General features: G+C 65.8%; 17 protein-coding genes. 5 read left to right on the forward strand and 12 right to left on the reverse strand.

What is annotated here, in order from left to right:
• Window positions 1–234: 234 nt before the first annotated feature.
• From B2527_RS15885 to B2527_RS15900, 4 genes are all read right to left on the reverse strand, one after another.
• Complete coding sequence (locus B2527_RS15885; RefSeq protein WP_293715777.1) at window positions 235–1,239, reverse strand: class I fructose-bisphosphate aldolase; 1,005 nt, start codon at window positions 1,237–1,239, stop codon at window positions 235–237.
• Window positions 1,240–1,403: 164 nt separating this feature from the next.
• On the reverse strand, window positions 1,404–2,870 hold the full coding sequence (gene pyk / locus B2527_RS15890) for a pyruvate kinase (protein ID WP_293715780.1): 1,467 nt from the start codon (window positions 2,868–2,870) through the stop codon (window positions 1,404–1,406).
• A gap of 546 nt (window positions 2,871–3,416) precedes the next feature.
• The gene (locus B2527_RS15895; RefSeq protein WP_293715782.1) at window positions 3,417–4,061 is read right to left on the reverse strand and encodes an HAD-IA family hydrolase; all 645 of its coding nucleotides are present in this window, start codon (window positions 4,059–4,061) and stop codon (window positions 3,417–3,419) included.
• Window positions 4,058–5,236 (reverse strand): phosphoglycerate kinase, encoded by a 1,179-nt coding sequence (locus tag B2527_RS15900; protein WP_293715785.1) that lies wholly within the window; start codon window positions 5,234–5,236, stop codon window positions 4,058–4,060. The genes B2527_RS15895 and B2527_RS15900 overlap by 4 nt, the downstream gene beginning before the upstream one ends.
• A gap of 81 nt (window positions 5,237–5,317) precedes the next feature.
• Here B2527_RS15900 and B2527_RS15905 point away from each other — a divergent pair, with 81 nt between their 5' ends.
• The gene (locus B2527_RS15905) at window positions 5,318–5,872 is read left to right on the forward strand and encodes a GNAT family N-acetyltransferase (protein WP_293715788.1); all 555 of its coding nucleotides are present in this window, start codon (window positions 5,318–5,320) and stop codon (window positions 5,870–5,872) included.
• Between the two features lie 245 nt (window positions 5,873–6,117).
• Here B2527_RS15905 and B2527_RS15910 read toward each other — a convergent pair whose 3' ends face one another.
• The 3 genes from B2527_RS15910 to B2527_RS15920 form a co-directional block, all read right to left on the reverse strand.
• Window positions 6,118–7,500 carry a DUF3999 domain-containing protein gene (locus B2527_RS15910; RefSeq protein ID WP_293715791.1) on the reverse strand — a complete coding sequence of 461 codons (1,383 nt, stop codon included), beginning with the start codon at window positions 7,498–7,500 and terminating at the stop codon, window positions 6,118–6,120.
• Window positions 7,497–10,196 carry a DUF2339 domain-containing protein gene (locus tag B2527_RS15915; protein ID WP_293715794.1) on the reverse strand — a complete coding sequence of 900 codons (2,700 nt, stop codon included), beginning with the start codon at window positions 10,194–10,196 and terminating at the stop codon, window positions 7,497–7,499. The genes B2527_RS15910 and B2527_RS15915 overlap by 4 nt, the downstream gene beginning before the upstream one ends.
• Before the next feature lie 77 nt (window positions 10,197–10,273).
• The gene (locus B2527_RS15920) at window positions 10,274–10,687 is read right to left on the reverse strand and encodes a winged helix-turn-helix transcriptional regulator (RefSeq protein WP_293715797.1); all 414 of its coding nucleotides are present in this window, start codon (window positions 10,685–10,687) and stop codon (window positions 10,274–10,276) included.
• A 104-nt stretch (window positions 10,688–10,791) separates the two neighbouring features.
• On the opposite strand from B2527_RS15920, the gene B2527_RS15925 reads away from it, so the two are divergent.
• Window positions 10,792–11,832 carry a pirin family protein gene (locus tag B2527_RS15925; RefSeq protein WP_293715800.1) on the forward strand — a complete coding sequence of 347 codons (1,041 nt, stop codon included), beginning with the start codon at window positions 10,792–10,794 and terminating at the stop codon, window positions 11,830–11,832.
• 249 nt (window positions 11,833–12,081) lie between these two features.
• Here B2527_RS15925 and gap read toward each other — a convergent pair whose 3' ends face one another.
• Window positions 12,082–13,083 carry a type I glyceraldehyde-3-phosphate dehydrogenase gene (gene gap / locus B2527_RS15930; protein WP_293715803.1) on the reverse strand — a complete coding sequence of 334 codons (1,002 nt, stop codon included), beginning with the start codon at window positions 13,081–13,083 and terminating at the stop codon, window positions 12,082–12,084.
• A gap of 250 nt (window positions 13,084–13,333) precedes the next feature.
• On the opposite strand from gap, the gene B2527_RS15935 reads away from it, so the two are divergent.
• Window positions 13,334–13,978, forward strand: a complete 645-nt coding sequence (locus B2527_RS15935) for an OmpW/AlkL family protein (RefSeq protein WP_293715805.1) — start codon at window positions 13,334–13,336, stop codon at window positions 13,976–13,978.
• A 279-nt stretch (window positions 13,979–14,257) separates the two neighbouring features.
• Entirely contained in the window at window positions 14,258–15,070 is an 813-nt protein-coding gene (locus tag B2527_RS15940) for a S1/P1 nuclease (protein ID WP_293715808.1), read from the forward strand.
• 37 nt (window positions 15,071–15,107) lie between these two features.
• On the opposite strand, the gene B2527_RS15945 is transcribed toward B2527_RS15940, so the two are convergent.
• The 3 genes from B2527_RS15945 to B2527_RS15955 are packed head-to-tail and all read right to left on the reverse strand — an operon-like array spanning window position 15,108 to window position 17,624.
• Window positions 15,108–15,683, reverse strand: a complete 576-nt coding sequence (locus tag B2527_RS15945) for a hypothetical protein (RefSeq protein WP_293715811.1) — start codon at window positions 15,681–15,683, stop codon at window positions 15,108–15,110.
• A gap of 2 nt (window positions 15,684–15,685) precedes the next feature.
• Window positions 15,686–17,263, reverse strand: a complete 1,578-nt coding sequence (locus tag B2527_RS15950; RefSeq protein ID WP_293715815.1) for a TonB family protein — start codon at window positions 17,261–17,263, stop codon at window positions 15,686–15,688.
• On the reverse strand, window positions 17,250–17,624 hold the full coding sequence (locus tag B2527_RS15955; RefSeq protein WP_293715818.1) for a BlaI/MecI/CopY family transcriptional regulator: 375 nt from the start codon (window positions 17,622–17,624) through the stop codon (window positions 17,250–17,252). The genes B2527_RS15950 and B2527_RS15955 overlap by 14 nt, the downstream gene beginning before the upstream one ends.
• 119 nt (window positions 17,625–17,743) lie before the next feature.
• Between B2527_RS15955 and B2527_RS15960 the strand changes: the two genes are divergently transcribed.
• Window positions 17,744–19,702 (forward strand): acetyl-CoA hydrolase/transferase C-terminal domain-containing protein, encoded by a 1,959-nt coding sequence (locus B2527_RS15960; RefSeq protein ID WP_293715822.1) that lies wholly within the window; start codon window positions 17,744–17,746, stop codon window positions 19,700–19,702.
• A 260-nt stretch (window positions 19,703–19,962) separates the two neighbouring features.
• On the opposite strand, the gene B2527_RS15965 is transcribed toward B2527_RS15960, so the two are convergent.
• A partial coding sequence (locus B2527_RS15965) for a transketolase-like TK C-terminal-containing protein (protein WP_293715825.1) occupies window positions 19,963–20,592 on the reverse strand: 630 nt, incomplete at its 5' end.

Consider the following 20,592-nt stretch of genomic DNA (forward strand, 5'->3'; position numbering starts at 1 on the left):
ATTCTGCGGTGCATCGGATCACCTCTGAGGAAAAACCCGATTGTAGGGCGCCGAGCTTGCAGGAGCCGCGTTAGCCACGCAGCTGAAAATGATCAGGCTGCCTGGAATGACTGCAATGCAGCCACCTCGACTGTTGCGTTGGCACCAGCGGTTAACGCCGCACCTGCAAAAGCAAAGCAAAACAAAACGCCGGCTTATGGCCGGCGTTCTGTTCAACTCACGCAGGTTGGCCTATCAGCCTTCCCACTTGCCCTGTGCAGCCAGGCCGTTTTCCTTGGCACGCTCGAACACGGTCTTCTGTGCGGCAGCGTAGTTGCCCTTCATATCCTTGGCCCACAGCTTCAGTGCCGCCTGCTGCATGGCGCGGCCATAGGAGAAGCTCAGCGGCCACGGCAGGTTGCCCAGCTGGTTCATGGCGTTGAGGTGCGCGGTGGACTGCTCGTCGCTCTGGCCCCCGGACAGGAATACCACGCCCGGCAGGATCGCCGGCACGGTCGACTTCAGGCACATCACGGTGGACTCGGCCACTTCCTCGACATCCACCTGCTCGTCGCAGGTCTTGCCCGGAATGACCATCGAGGCCTTCAGGATGGTGCCTTCCAGCACCACGTTCTGCTGGTACAGGGCGTCGAACAGCGAACGCAGGGTGGCTTCGGTGACTTCGTAGCAGGTCTCGATGTCGTGGTCGCCGTCCATGATCACTTCCGGCTCAACCATCGGCACCAGGCCGCATTCCTGGCACAGGGCAGCATAACGGGCCAGCGCGTGGGCGTTGGACTCGATGCAGGTACCCGACGGCATGCTTTCGCCGATGTTGATCACCGCACGCCACTTGGCGAAACGGGCGCCCAGCTTGTAGTACTCCTGCAGACGCTCGCGCAGGCCGTCCAGGCCTTCGGTCACCAGCTCACCGGGGCAGCCGGCCAGCGGGTGCGCACCCTTGTCGACCTTGATGCCCGGGATCATGCCGTTGTCGGCCATGTACTTGGCGAACGGCACGCCGTCCTTGGTCGACTGGCGGATGGTTTCGTCGTACAGGATGGCGCCGGAGATGTGCTCGTTGAGCTTCGGCGTGGTCAGCAGCAGTTCGCGGTAGGCACGACGGTTTTCTTCCGTGTTCTCGATGCCGACGCTTGCGAAGCGCTTGGCAATCGTGCCGGTGGATTCGTCAATGGCGATGATGCCCTTGCCCGGGGCAACCATGGCCTGGGCGGTTTCAGCCAGCAGTTCGATGCTCATGAGGTTCCTGTGACAGCGTGCGGGAAAACCCGGATTATAGCCCGGCACGCTCACCGGCTGGCTGCCCGCAAGGTCTGGAATCGGTTTCAGGCTGTCAGGTCAGGACAAAACCTGTCCGGTCCGATCAGTTGCTGACCGGAGCGGTGGCGTGTTGCTGACGTCGCTTACAGGTCGCCCAAGCCGCTGGCGCGACCGTCATTGCCCACTTCCAGCAGACGCAAGGTGTTGGTGGCGCCATGGGTTTCCATGTGCTCGCCGCTGGTGAACACCACCCGATCACCCGCTTCCAGCAGGTTGGCCTCGACCAGCAGACGGATGCTGCCGCGCGCCGCTTCACGCGGGGTGAAGCCACGGCTGTCGAAGTTGATCGGGAACACGTCGCGCATCAGCGCCATCTGCCGGCGTGCGCCGTCATGGCGGGTAACCGCATAGATCGGCGCCTTGGCGCGGAAACGCGACAGGTAACGCGCGGTGCCACCGGATTCGGTCATCGCCACGATGGCGCGCACGCCGACGTGCTGCGACAGGAACATGGTGGCCATGGCGATGGCCTGGTCGGCGCGCTCCAGGTTGCGCGGCGAGGCATTGAAGTCGGTCTCGGTCTGGAACTGGCGCTCTGCACCCAGGCAGATGCGGGCCATCGCCTCGACCGCCTTGACCGGGTAGGCACCGGCCGCGGTTTCGGCCGACAGCATCACCGCATCGGTGCCGTCGATGACCGAGTTGGCCACGTCCAGCACTTCGGCGCGGGTCGGAATCGGGCTTTCGACCATCGACTGCAGCATCTGCGTGGCGGTGATGACCACCTTGTTCTGCGCCAGCGAGGCCTTGATGATCTTTTTCTGCAGGCCCGGCAGCTCGGCGTCGCCGATTTCCACCCCCAGGTCACCGCGCGCCACCATCACCACATCACTGGCGTCGACGATCTCTTCCAGGTTCTCGATGGCTTCGGTGCGCTCGATCTTGGACACCAGCGCCGCGTCGCAGCCGTGCTGCTGGGCGATGGCACGTGCATCGTTCATGTCCTGCGCGTTGCGGCAGAACGAGACGGCAATGAAGTCCACGCCGATCTTGGCGACGATACCGATCAGTTCCTTGTCACGCTCGGTCAGCGCGCCCAGCGACAGGCCACCGCCCTGCTTGTTCAAGCCCTTGCGGTCGGACAGCACGCCGTCGTTGAGCACGGTGTTGATGATGCGCTCACCCTGCACCTCAACCACCTGCAGCTGCATCAGGCCGTCGTCGAGCAACAGCACGTCACCCGGGCCCACGTCCTGCGGCAGGCCGAGGTAGCTCACGCCCACCTGGCTGGCATCGCCGGCCGGTGCATCGGTACTGGCGATCAGATCAAAACGATTACCGGCCTTGAGCGTGACCTTGCCTTCGGCAAAGCGCTCGATGCGGATCTTCGGGCCCGGCAGGTCGGCCAGGATGCCCACTTCCACACCCACGCGCTGGGCCGCGGCACGCACATCGGCAGCACGCTTGGCCTGGCCGGACGGATCGCCGTGGGAGAAGTTCAGTCGCACCACGTTGACGCCCGCGCGGAACAGATCATCCAGCACGCCGGGTGCATCGGTTGCCGGCCCGAGGGTGGCGAGGATCTTGGTGCGGCGCTGACGTTCAATCATGGTACTTGCTCTCCCTAATAGACCGCCGAAAGTAGCACATCCGTTGCATGACAACGATGTCGCATACGATTTCATAAGACACTTTCTGCACTGTCCCAAAGACAGGCCAGACAGGCCGTCTGGACATACCGTACGGCATGACAACGCGGGACCTATCACTGGCTTGCATAGGTCAATAAGCGCTGGGCATAGCTCAGCACGTGAAGGTTGCTGTTGCGTGTTGGCCCGAGGGCAAGTCGTGCTGCTTTGCAGCAGAAAAGATTGGCAGCAGAGACATGCCGAGGACATCGGATGACAAGCGGGCGCGCGACTGCTGCGAAAGGGGCTTCCCCCTGAAACCTCCCAGATCGTCATTCCCGCGCAGGCGGGAATCGCTCTTGGCTCTTGGCTCTTGGCTCTTGGCTCTCGCCACACACAACAACATCCAAAGCAAAGTCAAAAGCCAAGAGCGATTCCCGCCTGCGCGGGAATGAGGATCAATTTTTTCTGTGCAGTGAAAGCATGGAGGCTCCGGTTACCAAAGCCTCAAAACACCCGCCCCAACAATCAACCGCGCAATACCGCTGCCAACTCATCGGGCGTAGCCACCACCGCTCCAGCCCCGGCAGCCTGCAATTCCTCGCGACCACCAAAGCCCCACAGCACACCCACATTGCGCATGCCGTGGTGACGCGCACCTTCGATATCCATGCGCCGGTCGCCGATCATCCAGCACGCTGCCGGCTGCAGTTGCAGGCGCTGCAGGGCCTCGGCGATCAGTTCCGGTTTGTGGCTGCGCGAGCCGTCCGGAGTGGCGCCGATGATGTCCTCGAAACAGCTGCCGAACGGCAGGTGCTCGACGATGCGGCGGGCATGCGGCTCATTCTTGGCGGTGACCACCGCCAGCCGATGGCCGGCCGCATGCAGGCCCTGCACGACCTCGCCGATACCGGCGTAGATCGCATGCTCCTGCCAGCCCAGCACGTCAAAGCGCTCGCGGTACAGCTCAACGGCCCGCTCCACCCGCTCGGCGTCGCCGAATACCGGGCTGAAGCTGGTACGCAGCGCCGGGCCGATCCACTTGCGCAGTTCGGCGTCGCCCGGCACCGGCTGGTCCATCTTCTCCAGCGCATAGGCCACGCAGCGGGTGATGCCGACGGCCGAGTCAATCAGCGTGCCGTCGAGATCGAAGAAGAACACATCGCGGCTCACGCGCCGCGGGCCTCCAGCGCTGCCACCGCCGGCAAGGTCTTGCCCTCCAGGAACTCCAGGAACGCGCCACCACCGGTGGAGATATAGCTCACTTCCTTGGCGATGCCATACTTGTCCACGGCTGCCAGGGTGTCACCACCGCCGGCAATCGAAAATGCCTTGGAGCCGGCGATGGCACGGGCCAGCGCTTCAGTACCCTTGCCGAAGGCGTCGAACTCGAACACGCCGACCGGGCCGTTCCAGACCACGGTGCCGGCCTTGGCGATCAGCTCGGCGTACTGTGCGGCGGTCTGCGGGCCGATATCCAGGATCATGTCGTCGGCACCCACGGCGTCCACGGCCTTGATCGTGGCCGGGGCGTCAGCTGCAAATGCCGGCGCCACCACCACGTCGGTCGGCAGCGGGATTTCGGCGCCGCGGGCCTTGGCATCGGCATCGATCTTGCGCGCGGTGTCGAGCAGATCGTTCTCGACCAGCGACTTGCCCACGCCATGGCCTTCGGCCGCGATGAAGGTGTTGGCGATGCCGCCACCGACGATCAACTGGTCCACCTTGCCGACCAGGCTGGACAGCAGCTCCAGCTTGGTCGAGACCTTGGAGCCGGCCACGATCGCCAGCAACGGGCGCGCCGGCTTGGCCAGCGCCTTGTCCAGCGCGTCCAGCTCGGCCATCAGCAGCGGACCGCCGGCCGCGACCGGGGCGAAACGGATCACGCCATGGGTCGAGGCCTGGGCACGGTGGGCGGTACCAAAGGCATCCATCACGAACACATCGCACAGCGCGGCGTACTTCTGCGACAGCGCCTCATCGTCCTTGCCCTCGCCCACGTTCATGCGGCAGTTTTCCAGCAGCACGATCTGGCCCGGGGCCACGTCCACGCCGTCCACCCAGTCCTTGACCAGCGGCACGTCCACGCCCAGCAGCTCGGACAGGCGCTTGGCCACCGGCGCCAGCGAATCGGCTTCGCTCCACACGCCTTCCTTGGGACGGCCCAGGTGCGAGGTCACCAGTACAGCGGCGCCCTTCTCCAGTGCCAGCTTCAGGGTCGGCAGCGAGGCGGTGATGCGCTGCTCGGAGGTGATCCGGCCGTTCTCGTCGATCGGCACGTTCAGATCCTGACGGATCAGTACGCGCTTGCCGGAAAGGTCGAGGTCGGTCATGCGAACGATGGACATGGCAGGATCAGCTCCGCAGAGTGTGGGGAAACCGCAATTCTCGCCCGCCCTGCCTGCAGGGGCAAACCCAAGGTGCACCGGATGTCGCCACGCCTGCCGCAACCCGAGCTGTCCAGCCCCCGCCTGCGCCTGCGCGAGGTGCATGCCAACGACGCGCCGGCACTGTTCGCCATCCACAGCCACCCCCAGGTGATGCGCTACTGGAGCTATCCGGCCTGGACCGAACTGGCACAGGCCGAACAGAAGATCGCCGACATCCAGCGTCAGCGCCGCGAACTGGACATCCTGATCTATGCCATTGCCGATGCCGACAGCGACCGGCTGATCGGCAGCAGCGCGGTGTTCCATATCGACCCGGAACAGGCCCGCGCCGAAATCGGCTACAGCCTGCATCCGGACTGGCAGGGCCGGGGCCTGGCCAGCGAAGCGCTCAGGCTGATCCTGGACTATCTGTTCAAGCAACATGGACTGCGCCGGATCGAGGCCGACATCGACCCACGCAACCTGCCTTCCTGCCGCCTGCTGGAAAGGCTGGGCTTCGTCCGCGAAGGCCTGTTCCGGCAACGCTGGGACGTAAACGACGAGATCTGCGACAGCGCCATGTACGGGCTGCTACGCCAGGATTTCAATCCGTAGGGCCGAGCCATGCTCGGCAGCGGCCTTGGCAATGCAGCACCCTACATCGCAAAGCCTGTCCAGCAACCCGCCACACACCACTGCGTTCAGATCGCTGCGCTTCTGATCCGATGTATGCGAGCGCACTTCAAGCCGCGCCACACCTTCGGCAACGCGCCACCGCCGGCAGCTGGCCGCCTATCCCTGTTGCGGGAGCCACCTCCTCCCGCAACCGGATCAGCACCGCGCCCAGCCGGAAAGCGACCTCATGTGCCGCTCTTGTCGCGGCTGCTGCGCATCAGGCTCAACGCAAAGCCGGTGACCGCCAAGGCGCCGAGCACCAACACCACCCACAGCACGATGTTCTTCCAATCCCGTGGCTCGGGTGCAGGCTGGTAGGCCGCGTCACCGGCACGCTGCGCCATCGCCCCCAGGCTGGCGGCCGCCGGCTGCCACTGCGCGCCATTGCGCGCGCGCAACGCTGCCAGCATCGGGTCCAGCGCCGCCTGCGCCTTGCCCTCGTCGGCGCTGCCTGCGACCAGCAGATACGGTGCCCTGCCCTGCGCCAGGAACACGATGCTGCCCGGCCGGTAGCCCAGGCGCAGCACCGGCGCTGCCGCCGGTATCGCACCCGGCTCGGCCTGCAGCCGCCACTGGCGGTCGTCGACGATGCCGGAGGTTTCCAGCGGCGGCGAGCGCTGCTGCTTGCCGGCTTCGCTCAGGTTCCAGGCATTCCATCCGCTGGTCAGCACCTGCCATGCCGGCTCACCATCGTCGGCACGCACCCGGTCCTGGTCGCGGCTGGACACGGTCCAGCTCACCGCGCTGTTGGGCGGCATCACCACGTCCAGCCGCTGCACCGGGAAGCGCCCGTGCAGACGGTACAGATAACCGTCCTTGCCATTGCCACCGGCAGCAGCCTGCAACTGCTGCCACTGCCAATCACTGATCTCCACCGCGTCGGCAAACTCACCGCGCAGGCCCAGCAGCTGCGGCGCTCCGCTGCGCTGCAGCGGCACCAGCCGCAGGTAGCGCAGGCCGGATTCGACCTTGATGCTGTTGCTGCGCAGCTCATTGCCCTGATTGCGCAGCTGCACCAGCCGCACCTGTGGATCGAGCACCTGCCACCCGCGCAGGTCATCACTGCCTTCCAGGCGATAGCCCAGGTCCAGCGTTGCCGCCGTATCACTCCAGTCAACCAGCAGCCGCCGCAGCTTGCCGGCCTCCGCGCCCAGATCGATCAGCCAGATCGGATCAGGCGCACCCGCGTCCGCACGCAGCGCCACCGAATTGCGGATCGAAACGACCTTGCCGCCGGCATCGCGCTGCACCACCACGCTCAGATCGTCATCCCCGGCGGCGCTGCCGGCCGGCAGCGCAAACCATTGCAGCGGCGCGGTGCGTACCGCGCCGCCAAGCGGCGTGGTCGCGGCATACACGGTACTGGCCACCGGCGTGCCGTCCGCATCAATCACCCGCACATCGCGCAGGTCACGCCAATGCGCGGCCTGGTAGACGGCAGCATCCAAGGGCACGCGATAGGCACCGGCATCGGCCTGCTGCAGCTGCAGCGGCCATTGCTGGGCGAAATCGGTGCTGGCCTGCGCACTCAGCGGCAGCAGGGCCAGCACAAGCAGACGTTTGATCATGCCGTTGTTTCCTCGTTGTTGTCGGCCAGCGCGCGGCGCGGCGGTGCCGGCGCCAGCCAGCCCACCAGCGTGCACAGCAAGCCATAGGCGATGAAGGCACCGATGCCGAGCAGGTCACCCAGGTTGCCGCGGTCCACCAGCAGCAACTTTGCCAGCACCACGCTCATCAGGATGGCACCGGCCAGCCACAGGCCCCACTGCCCGCGACGCGAACCACTGATCCAACCGATCACGCCCAGCAGGCTCCAGACCACGGTCAAGCTGGTCTGCGCCAGCTTGCTGCCGAGCAGGCTCTCGTTCCACGGCACGTCACCCCAGTGATGCACGGCGCGCAAGGTCATCACCGTGACCAGCACCAGCGCCGCCAATGCCGTGCCCACCAACTGTGCCGGCAGCACCCCTACGCCACGGTTCTGCCGCAGACGCATCGCGAGCAGGGCCAGCACCGCGATTTCGGCCAGCTCCAGCGGGTTGAACACCACGATCCACGGCAACGGCGCGGCCGAACCGGCGCTGGACAGCGAAGTCAGCCACCACAGCCCAAGCGCCGCAAAAACAGCCAACTGTAAGGCCGTGCGGTAGCGATCAAATGCCGCACCCAGCGGCTGCGACAGCCATGCCCAGCGGTACATCGACAACACCGCCAGCAACAGCCAGGGCAGCGCCAGCAGCATGCCCACCCAGCCTTCGGCCAAGGCGAAGCGAGCGCCCACATGCCAGGCCAGCAAGGACACCACCGTCGGCCACAGCAACCACCAGGCCAGCTGCGCCAGGCCAGCAACCCTGCCGCTGCCGGCGCGCAGGCAGATCAGGCTGCGCACGCCCAGCGCCGCAAACACCGCCCAGGCCCATGCGCCATGACCGGCGAACGGTTGCCCGTACTCGGATACCTGCAGGAAAGCCAGCGGGAAGGCCAGGACAAAACCGCCCAGCGTGGTCAGCGACAACGCCAGCGCCGGTGCCCGCCGCTGCACCTCGGCGGCCACCCACGCAGTCACCCCCAGCAGCAGCAACAGCGCATGCAGGCGGCTGCCCACCTCGACAAAATCAGCAACCTCGGTGATCACATTGCCCAGCCACCAGGCCAGGGCCCACACATAGGCAAGCGTCGCCAGCTGCAGTTTGCCCGCAGCGCGGTACCACCATGCGCAGGCAAAGCCGGCAACGGCGATCAGCAAGGCCCCCATGAACGTGGCATTGGCAATGGCCGTCGCCGGCAGCGCGCTTGTATTGGATACGCCGATGAGCAGCGCAGCGGCGGCCGCCAACTGCAGGCCGATGCCGGTCCAGCGCGCCAGGCGCCGTTGCTGGGTCAGGCCCAGCCAGACCAGCCCGGCACCTTCCAGCGCAAACACCGACGCCGTCGCCTTGGCCGACAAGGCCAGCGGCACCGCCAGCGTCGCAAAGCCCACCGCCAGGATGGCATAGCCACGGGCCAGCACATCCAACCGGGGCTTGTGGATCAGCGCGCGTGCCAGCACGGCGTACAGCGCGGCCACGCCCAAGGCGCACAGCGCCAGCGGCATGCGCTCACCCTGCAACAAGCCGGCCTGCAGCGAGAAGGCGATCAGCGGCGTGCCAAACAACAGGCAGCCATCGATGCGGGCACTGCCGGCACTGGCCGCCTTGCGTGCATACAGCAGCGGCAACAGCAGATAGAACACGAAGAACAGCAACAGGAACGGCTCGGTGCTGTTGAACTTGCCCGGTGTGTAATCCAGCACACCCCAGATCGTGCCGATGCCCCAGGTGAAGACAAACCCGAGCAGGTTGAGGATGCGCCACGGCCGCACCCAGGCAATGGCGAAAATGCCGGCATTGAGCAGCGCGTAATACGCAAACAGCGCGACATGGTTGCCACTGCCGTCCGATAGCCAGATCGGCGCCATGAAGCCGGCCAATACACCGAGGATGGCCAATGTGCGGCTTTCCTGCAGCACGGCCATTACCGACAAGCCGGCAATCAGCACCACGCTCAAGGCAAAGGCCGGCGCGCTGCCGATCATGCCGTAGTTCTTGCAGGCGGCGAACACCACCAGCAGCAGGATGCCGATCATGCCGCCCTGCATGGCCAAGGCAAAACTGCGGTGGCTCTCGCGTTTGCGCCACGCGAACACCAGCCCGGCCAGCGCCGCGGCGCTGATGCCGGCCAGACGCAGGCTGGGCGGCACCACGAACCAGCCCTGGTCGCTTGCGTACTTGAGCAGGGCAGCCACACCGGCCAGCAACACCAGCATGCCGACCTTGACCGGCACATTGCCGCTGGTCAGCCATTGCTTGGCGCGGGCGATGCCGCGCTCGATGAAATTGGGCTTGGGCGGCGGCGGTGCCACCCAAGGCCGGGTTGCTGGCCGTGGCGCCTCGAGCACGGGCTCGACAATCGGCGGTGCAACCGGCGCGGCAACCCGCTCGGGCAACGGTGGTAACGGCGGCACCACGGGCAGCGCGGGCTGCACGGGGCGCACTGGCTCCGGCGCTGCTGCCTGCGGCTCGGCATCGGTCCGTCCCGCTGCTGCCGCAGCCGGTGGCGCCGCCGCCGCAGCCCTCCCGCCCGTCTGTTCAGCCAGACACGCCTCCAGCGTGGCCACGCGCCGTTTCAACGACGCCAGCGACACCCAAGTGATCACCAGCAGCACCGGCACCGCAAGCACGGCCAGTACCGCAACCAATCCCAACATCACCAGCGTGTCGTCCATACGTCGTCCTTGTCCCCCGCAGGGTGCCGCCACACCTTAGCCGGGCTGCCTGCAAACGCAAAGCTGGCGGTGCCGGTTCAGGCTGGCGATTCATCCTCATCGTGATTACGCGCATCAAAGGCCGCCCGCGCCGCGTCCATCGGCTGCTGCTGTTGCAAGCCCCACTGCAACAAGGCGTCTACCGGTGCCAGCATCGATTGGCCCAGCTCGGTCAACGCATAGTCCACCTGCGGCGGTACGGTCGGGTAGACCTGCCGACTGACCAGCCCATCACGCTCCAGACCACGCAGGGTGCGCGCCAGCATGCGCGGCGACACACCATGAAGATCGCGCCGCAGCTGGTTGAAGCGGCGCGCCTGTGCACGCAGGGCCAGCACCGCCAGCAGGCTCCATTTCTCGCCTACGCGGTCCAGCACCGCACGCATCTGCTGGCATTGTGCAGCCCCTTCACCTGCAATCAGCCCGGTATCACCGGTGTGAGTTGCTGCCATCGACGTGCCTCCTTGTGGCCTGGAACCGCGCACCCATCAATAGAGCATGTCCACGCAGCCCGGCGCCAGCCCGGCGCGTCCCCCAAGCCCCAAAGGAGTTCCCGATGTCCGCTCTGATCCTTCGCAACGAACCGCTGGGCCGCCCGTGGCCGGGCACCGATCCGTTCCTGTTCTGCGCCCATCATCTGGACCAGTACCCGCAGGCCACCGCCGAACAGGGCGTGGACATGCGCCAGCTGGGCGGCCGCGAACTTGGTCATGATTTCAGCGGCAAGGACGGCTTCAGCATGTACCACGGGGTCACCGTGCCGGGCTTCCCCGCCCACCCACACCGCGGCTTTGAAACCATCACCATCGTGCCGCAGGGGCTGGTGGACCACGCCGACTCGCTGGGTGCCACCGCGCGCTACGGCGATGGCGACGTGCAGTGGCTTACTGCCGGCGGCGGCACCCAGCATTCGGAAATGTTCCCGCTGCGTTCGCGTGAGCAGGGCAATCCGCTGGACCTGTATCAGATATGGCTGAACCTGCCGCCGCAGAGCAAGATGGCTGATCCCGAATTCGTGATGCTGTGGGGCGAGAACATCCCCAGCTACCGCATCGACGGTGCCGAGGTGAAAGTAATCGCCGGGCGCTATGTCCCGCAGGAACCCGGCCACGCCGAGCTGCTGCCGCTGGCACCTGGGCGCAGTTCCTGGGCGGCCAATCCGCAGGCCGATGTCGCGGTCTGGCAGATCACCCTGCAGCCGGGTGCTGCGGTGACCTTGCCACCCGCGAGCGGGCAAGGCACACGACGCACGCTGTACTTCCACGACGGCAAGCAACTGCAGTTGGATGGTGATGAGATCACTGGGCCACGCTTGCTGGAAGTGGCTGCCGGCAGTGCCTTGCCGCTGCGCAACAGCGGCGATGACGTGGTGCAGATCCTGTTGTTGCAGGGCGTGCCGATCGGCGCGCCGGTGGTGGCCTATGGCCCGTTCGTGATGAACACCGCCGAGGAGATCGAGCAGGCGCGGCGGGATTACGGGCGTACCCAGTTTGGTGGCTGGCCGTGGTCCAGCCATGGGCCGGTGCATCCGGCCGGACAGGGGCGGTTTGCCAAGCACCCGGGCAAGGATGGGATTGAGTTGCCGCCGGTGAAGTAAGGCCGAGCAGCGATTGCTGCGGTCTGCAATTCCATGTAGCCCGGGTAAGCGCAGCGCAGCCGGGGCATTCCGTGCAGATCCTTGCCGCAGGCTTTGCAAGCCTCTCGCATCCCGGGTGCGCTGCGCTTACCCGGGCTACGGAGCATTGAGCCAGAGCCCCCCTCCCCCTTCGCCTTCGGCGAAAGGGAGGGCATTGAATGCAGAACGGGCGCCTTTCGGCGCCCGTTCTGTTTGCGACTATTGCGAGGATCAGGCGGCGACGACGCGCACCATTTCCAGGCACTTGTTGGAATAGCCCCACTCGTTGTCGTACCAGCTGACCAGCTTGACGAAGGTGCCGTCCAGGGCGATGCCGGCTTCGGCATCGAACACGGAGGTGTGGGTCTCGCCACGGAAGTCGGTGGCAACCACCTTGTCTTCGGTGTAACCGAGGATGCCCTTCAGCGCGCCTTCGCTCTGTGCCTTCACTTCGGCGCAGATTTCAGCGTAGGTGGCTTCCTTCTCCAGCTCGACGGTCAGGTCGACCACCGACACGTCCGAGGTCGGCACGCGGAAGCTCATGCCGGTCAGCTTCTTGTTCAATTCCGGGATCACCACGCCAACGGCCTTGGCGGCGCCGGTGGAGGACGGAATGATGTTTTCCAGGATGCCACGGCCGCCGCGCCAGTCCTTGTTGGACGGGCCGTCAACGGTCTTCTGGGTCGCGGTGGCAGCGTGCACGGTGGTCATCAGGCCGCGCTTGATGCCCCACTTGTCATTGATGACCTTGGCCAGCGGGGCCAGGCAGTTGGTGGTGCACGAGGCGTTGGAGACGATGTTCTGGCCAGCATAGGTCTTGTGGTTCACGCCGAACACGAACATCGGGGTGTCGTCCTTGGACGGGGCCGACAGGATCACCTTCTTGGCGCCGGCGTCGATGTGCTTCTGCGCGGTTTCCTTGGTCAGGAACAGGCCGGTGGACTCGATAACCACGTCCACGCCCACTTCGTCCCACTTCAGGTTGGCCGGATCGCGTTCCTGGGTGAGGCGGATCTTCTTGCCGTTGACCAGCAGGTCGCTGCCCGACACTTCCACGTCGGCCTTGAAACGGCCATGCACGGAGTCGTACTTGAGCATGTAGGCCAGGTAATCCGGTTCCAGCAGATCATTGATGGCCACGATCTCGATGTCGTTGCCGAAGTTCAACACTGCCGAACGCAGCACATTGCGCCCGATGCGACCGAAACCGTTGATGCCGACCTTGATTGCCATGTTCACAAGCTCCTGCAGCCGCAAAGCCGTTGCGGCGGGGGGTGGAAGGGGGCGTCATTCTAACAGGAGCGATGCCGCCCCCGGGGCCGCGCAGGCCAGCTTTCGGGCCCGGCGCGGTCGTCGCCAGCCCCCCCAGCCGCCACGCCAGCTGAGCGGCGGCTGAGTGCAAACGCGTGTTTGATCAGGATCAAGGCGGCCCTGGCGGCGGCCGGGAACACTGGCGCCACCTCCACAAGCAATGGAATTCCACATGCGCAAGACCTCCGCCCTGCTGCTCTCCGGCCTCGCTGCCGCCATGTCCCTGGCCGCCGCCCCGGCGATGGCCCAGTCCAAGGGTGACTGGACCCTGGGCGTCGGCGTACACGCCGTTGACCCCAAGTCCGATGCCGGCGATCTCAACGGCGCTGCGCTGGGCCTGGGCGCCCTGTCCACCAAGGTCGACAGCGACGTCAAGCCGACCGTGACCTTTGAATACTTCGTCGCCGACAACGTCGGTATCGAAGTGCTGGCTGCCCTGCCGTTCAAGCACGAGGTCAGCATCGACGGCGTTGGCAAGGTGGGCGAAACCAAGCAGCTGCCGCCGGTGGTCTCGCTGCAGTACCACTTTGCCAACAGCAGCAAGGTCACCCCGTTCGTCGGCCTGGGCGTGAACTACACCAAGTTCTTCAGCACCGACAGCAAGGGCGCGCTGGCGGGCACCAAGCTGAAGCTGGAAGACTCCTGGGGCCTGGCCGCCCACGCCGGCCTGGACTTCGCCGTCAGCGACAAGGGTGCGCTGCGCGTGGACCTGCGCTGGGCCGACATCGACACCAAGGTCAAAGTCAACGGCAACAACCTGGGCACCGCCAAGATCGATCCGCTGGTCTACGGCGTTGCCTACGTTTTCAAGTTCTAAACACCCCACCGGGTGACCCCACGTTCCGCAGCATGCTTGCCCCGGCCTTGTGCCGGGGCTTTTTTTGGCGCGCCAGCCAACGCGGGTGATGGCGCCTGCTCGGGCTGGCGCGGGACCCTGGTCCGGCGTCTTGCATCCAGCGCTTTCCATGGCCAGGGGCACTGGACAGTGCGGTGACAGGCAACCGGCTGCCGCTCCGTCGGAGGAGAACGAAATCTGAATCCAAGCCGGCCGCATTCCGCCAAGCGGACACGCCGCCGCCTCGCTAACATAGCGGCAATGAAGAACACCGCTTTCCTTTCCGTCGGCTTTACGCTGGCATTGTCACTGCTTGCCGGTGACGCCCTGGCCTGGGGGGCACAAGGCCACCGTCTGGTTGCCCGCGTGGCAGAAACCCGTCTGGATCCGCAGGCCCGGGCCGAAATTGACCAACTGTTGGCGCAGGAGGCTGGCGCCACCCTGGCCAGCATCGCGCCCTGGGCTGATCAGCTGCGCAAGGAGGACCCTGACCTGGGCCGCCGTTCTGCCAGCTGGCACTACATCAACATGGCCGAGGACGGCTGCATCTACCAGCAGCCCCGGCATTGCCCCGACGGCAACTGCGTGGTGGAGGCACTGAAGGAGCAGTCGGCGATCCTGGCCGATCATAGCCGCAGCGGTGCCGAGCGCCTGCAGGCACTGAAGTTCGTGGTGCACCTGGTCGGCGACCTGCACCAGCCGCTGCACGCCGGTTACGGCAACGACCGTGGCGGCAACAACTACCAGCTGCAGTACAACGGCCGCGGCACCAACCTGCACTCGGTCTGGGACAGCGGCATGTTCTACCCGCTGCAGCTCAATGACGACCAGTTCCTGCAACGCCTGCAGGCACTGCCGGCGCCAACCGGCCTACACGCTCCGGACCTGCAGCAGGACGCGGCACGCTGGGCCGAACAGACCTGCCGCATTGCCACCCGCAAGGGCCTGTACCCGTCCGGCCACAAGATCGGCGAGCGCTACACCGCCACCTGGCTGCCCGTCGCCGAAGCGCAGCTGCGCCTGGGCGGTGAACAGCTGGCAATGTTGCTCAACCAGCTGCTGGACAATCCTTGAGCCGCAGGCGCGCGGCTGACGACGCGCGCCCCAACGCTCAGCGCAGCCCGCCCTGGCGGCGAACCTGCGCCCTGCCCTCCACCACTTCAAAGGTAAAGGCATAGGACAGGGTCACCGGCACCGCTTCCACGCGCGTCGCCCCGGTACAATCGTCATCGCTGGCCGGCGTGACGCCGGCAGCAAAGTGACACAGCGCCGCAGGCTGGAACACCCAGCCCGCAGTCGCCGCCAACGCGGCCTGCAGCAACGCGGCGTTGGCCTGCACCCCACCACTGCCACACTGCGAGTGCGCCAGCAGCGGCTCGGTCCGCTGGACCTGCCCCTGCCCATCGACGATCACCCGCACGCACACCGTGGTGGGTGGCAACGACCGCCGCACGAACTCCTCCGGCAGTACCGGCTCCGCCGCCTGTACAGCCATAGGCATGCGGAAGCGCTCGCTCGCCGCCAGCTGATACGCCTGTACCTGTCCGCCCGTCGCGGTACCACCCTCCGGCTGCAGCAGCTGCCGGTGTTGGTTGACGTCATAGCTGGCGGCCGGTGACTGCGGCGGCGGCCGTGTTGCGCAGCCGGTCACCAGCAGCAGCGCGACAAGCAACGCAGCACGGCGCATGCTCAACTCCCGCTGCTCTCGCTGTACGTGGTTTCTTCATCCATGGCGAACTGCACCGGCACCTGCAAGGATGCCGCCACTGCCTGGCCATTCCGGCGTGCGGGAACAAACGTCCACTTCCATGCCGACTCCACCGCCGCCGCATCAAACACGCCCTGCGGCTGGGACTGGGTCACCTTGACGTCGGTAGGCCGGCCATCAGCGCCCACCTCGATGCGCAGCATCACCTTGCCTTCGATGCGGTTGTCCACCGCGGTTGCCGGGTAACGCGGCGGCGGCATGCGGTCCACCTGTGGTTCACCATCGGCCGCAGCCGGCTCGACCATGATGCGGGTGGCAGCATGGGCTACAGCAACTTGGGGTGCCGAGCGCAACTGCAGCTTCCAGGTCGAACGCCCATCCGCAGTGGAGACTTCGATGCCCGCCATTTTGTCGGGTGCCACCAACAAGGTCGGCGACGACACCAGTGCGCCATCGGCCTTCAGCGTGCCCTGCAGCTTCAACAGACCATCGGCCATGGGCTCGAGGCTGAACTCCGCCGCCCATTGCACACCGGCATCGGAGCTGGCGCTGAAGGAGAAGGGCTTGCCGCTGGGCTGGCGCAACTCGAAACGCTGGGTAGTGCCATCGAGCGTGGCCTCGATGAAGGTGGCATAGACCTGCGCACCGGTCTGTCCGGCAGGTGCCGCCGAGGCCGGCTGCGCCGCCCACGCCGCGTAGCCGACGCCAAGGCTCAGCCCTGCCGCCAACAACAAACTTGCCGCCCACTGCTGCCTGCCGGGTACGGGTCGCTTCAACATGGCAATTCGCTCCTTCAATGGATGATGGTTCTGCCAGTGGCACCCCACCGGCAATGCAGACTGCGCCAGCCCGGTCTTGAGCATGGCGTCGCCATAGCTGCGACGGGCACCGGCCATCCGCGCGATGACGCGCTCGTCGCAGGACAACTCCTGGTCCTCACGGCAGCGGCGTTGTGCCAGCAGCAGCAGCGGGTTGAACCAGTAAATGCACTGCAGCAAGGCCAACATGGCGTTGATGGCGATATCACCACGCTGCAGGTGGATGCGCTCATGCAGCAGCACCAGTTGCTGCTCCAGCGGTGAGTAGCGCTGTTCGAAACCCGCTGGCAGCACGATCATCGGGCGCAGCAGGCCCATCGCCGCAGGCAGCCCGGCACTGCTGCTTGCCTGCCACAGGCCATCGCTGCGTTGTTGCAGCACACCCAGCGCCTTGCGGAAGCGCCGCTGTTGGCTGGACAAGCGCAGCGCCATCAAAAACACGCCGGAAAACCACCCGCACAGCACCCACTGCGGCCAGGTGGTAGCGAGGTTGGCGCCAACCGCGACCGGCGCCACTGCTAGCATTGGCGTCCCCACAGCCAGCATCGGCACCGCCACCAGCTGCGGTCCCGGCAACAGCACCGCCAGCAATGCCGATGGCACCATCAGCCACAGCAGATAGGCTGCGCTTGCGCCCAGCCGGGCACGCACCGGCCCACGCAGCAACAGCACCAGCACGATCGCCACGCTGCTGGCAGCACTGGTTTCCAGCAGCACCGTAAGCAGTTCAGTGCTGGTCATCGTCAAGTTCCTCCAGCAGTTTGCGCAGCTCGGCCACGTCGTCCCGGCTAAGCCGCTGGTGCTGGCTGAAATGCGCCACCAACGGCGCGACCCGGCCATCGAACAGACGCTCGATCAGGCTGCTGCTCTCCTCCAGCAGCCAGGCATCGCGCTGGACCAGCGGTGTATACAGGAACCGCCTACCCTCCTTGGTGGCAGTGATCGCCGCCTTGTTGAGAAGTCGGTTGAGCAGGGTTTTGACGGTTGCCTCGGCCCATTCATTGCCGCCCGGCAAACGCGCCATCACTTCATCGGCGGACAGCGGGTGCGCACTCCACAGCACCTCCATCACCACCGCTTCGGCCTCGCTGATCCGGATCATCGTTTACGCCTGTAAATTTTTACCGATTACACGAGTAAACGAATCCCCTGTCAAGGCCTCTTCAGGTGATTCAGCAAGCCCATGCTGTAATGCCGGGACCCTCGCAGACAGCGGACACCATGCCCCACTACGTGACCGACCTTGACGCAGCCGTGGATTGGCTGCTGGGCAATACCCAGGGACCGCTGCGCATCGGCGCACCGCTGGCATTGGGCAAACCCCATCGCCTGCTCAATGCCTTGTATGCGCGCATCGAACAGGATCCAAGCCGGCCGCTGCAGCTCTACACCGCGCTGTCGCTCAATCCACCGCGGGCCAAAGGCGACGGCCTGGAAGCACGATTCATGCGGCCCTTCGTCGAGCGCCACTTCGGCGCGGATTACCCGCGCCTGGCCTATGCCGATGCGATTGCCCGCGATGCGCTGCCGGCACATGTACAGGTAGAAGAGTTCTACATGCAGTCCGGTGCATTGCTGCGCTCATCGCAGGCGCAGCGCAGTTACACCAGCCTCAACTACACCCATGCCGCCGATGCGGTGGCGCAACGCGCACCGCATGCCATCGTGCAGAAGGTGGCCTGTCGCGATGGCAACCCGCGGCTGTCCCTGTCCTGCAACAACGACATCACCCAGGACACCCTGGACGCCATTGCCGCGCGCGGCCTGCCCAAGCCGCTGCTGATTGCCGAGATCGACCCGCAGCTGCCCTGGCTGGGTGGCAGCGCGACGGTCGACGTCGACTTCTTCGACCTGGTCATCAGCCCGCCCGGCCCCTACCCACAACTGTTCGGCCTGCCCCGGCAGCCTGTAAGCGATGCCGACCATGCGATCGGTCTGTACGCCAGCACCCTGGTACGCGATGGCGGCACCCTGCAGATCGGCATTGGCACGCTGGCCGATGCACTCAGCCACGCATTGGTGCTGCGGCATACCGATAACGCACGCTACCGGCAGATCCTGCACGCGCTGGACCCGCAGCTTGCCGAAAGCCCGCTGGTGCGCGAAATCGGCGGACTGGAACCGTTCGAGATCGGGCTGTACGGCTGCAGCGAAATGCTCAACGAGGGTTTCCGCAAGCTGGTGCAGACCGGCGTCATCTGGCGCAAGGTTCATGACGATCCGGGATTGATGCAGCGCCTTGCCGACGGCACCGCCAGCAAAGGTGACCATGGCCGCCTGGCGCGCGAGGGCGAGTACCTGCACGGTGCCTTCTACCTTGGCTCACCCGAGTTCTATGACTGGCTGCGCAACCTGCCCGAGGCCGAATGCAGCGCCATCGGCATGCGCCGCATCAGCGAGATCAACCAGCTCCATGGCGGCAATGAAGCGCTGGAACGCCTGCAGCGGCGCGATGCGCGCTTCTTCAACTCCTGCATGATCGCCAGCGCGCTGGGGGCGGCCGCGTCCGATGCACTGGAAGACGGCCGCGTGGTGTCCGGTGTGGGTGGCCAGTACAACTTCGTGGCGATGGCCCATGCCCTGCCCGATGCGCGCAGCGTGCTGATGTTCCGCGCACTACGCGAGGAAGCTGGCAAAGCGCAATCCAATGTGCGCTGGAACTACGGCAACACCACCATCCCGCGCCACCTGCGCGATGTGTTCGTCAACGAATACGGCATCGCCGACCTGCGCGGCCTGACCGACGAGCATTGCGTGATTGCGATGACTGGCATCACCGATGCGGCATTCCAACCCGCCTTGCTGGATCAAGCCAAGGCCGCGAAGAAGCTTGCCGCGAACTTCGCCCTTCCAGCGCACTGGCAACAGAACCGCGCCGAGGTGTTGCGCGCCAAGCTTGCCCCGTTCCGTGCCGATGGCAGCCTGCCGGATTATCCGTTGGGCAGTGACTTCGATGCGGTTGAACAGGATCTGCTGCGGGCGTTGGGCTGGTTGAAGTCGGCGACTGCGACGCCGATGGGCAAGCTGCGCACCGTGGTGGCAGCACTGCGCCAACCGGCGGCCGACAGGGATGCGCTGTATCTGCAACGGATGGGGTTGCAGCAACCGGCAAGCCTCGGGGAGCGGCTCAATGCAGGCCTGTTGCGTCTTGCCCTGGCGCGGACCGTGCGCGGTGGATGACCGCGGGCACGATTGCGCCCGTCCTTTCGCGTAGCCAAGTGCGCGCGGTCAGATTTCGCCGGTAAAGCCCCTGCCGGGCATGGCTCGGCACTGACTGTGCCTTCCGCCCTCCCTTTCGCGTAGCGAAGGGGAGTATCTGGGAAGGGATGGCTTTTGCGGGTAAAACCCCTGCCGAGCATGGCTGGGCACTACAGTTGGGGCGAAACCAAAACAAAGGCCGGGTTTCCCCGGCCTTTGTCCAATCTCGCGATGTAGGGCTATCAGCCCGCGACCTGCGCCTTGGCTGCTGCCACAACCGCTTCGGTGGTGATGCCGAAGTGCTTGTACAGCTTGTCGGCCGGGGCCGATGCGCCGAAAGTGTCCAGACCGATGACCGCACCGTCCAGGCCCACGTACTGGCGCCAGAAACCGGTGACGCCGGCTTCGACGGCAACACGCTTGCGCACGGCGTTCGGCAGCACCGACTCGCGGTAAGCGGCGTCCTGGCGATCGAACACGTCGGTGCACGGCATCGACACCACGCGGGTCTTGATGCCGGCAGCATCCAACTCGGCCTTGGCGGCCACGGCCAGACCTACTTCCGAACCGGTGCCGATCAGGATCACGTCCGGGGTACCGGCGGCGTCAGCCAGCACGTAACCACCGCGTTCGATCTGCTGCACCTGCTCGGCCGTACGCGGCTGCGGGGCCAGGTTCTGGCGGCTGAAGATCAGGCAGCTCGGGCCATCCTTGCGGACGATGGCGGCCTTCCAGCTGACCGCCGATTCGGCCGCATCGCAGGGACGCCACACATCGTTGTTGGGGATGTAGCGCAGCGAGGACACGTGCTCCACCGGCTGGTGGGTCGGGCCGTCTTCGCCCAGGCCAATCGAGTCGTGGGTGAACACGTG

The organism is Stenotrophomonas sp. UBA7606, from assembly GCF_002477705.1.
GTDB lineage: Bacteria > Pseudomonadota > Gammaproteobacteria > Xanthomonadales > Xanthomonadaceae > Stenotrophomonas.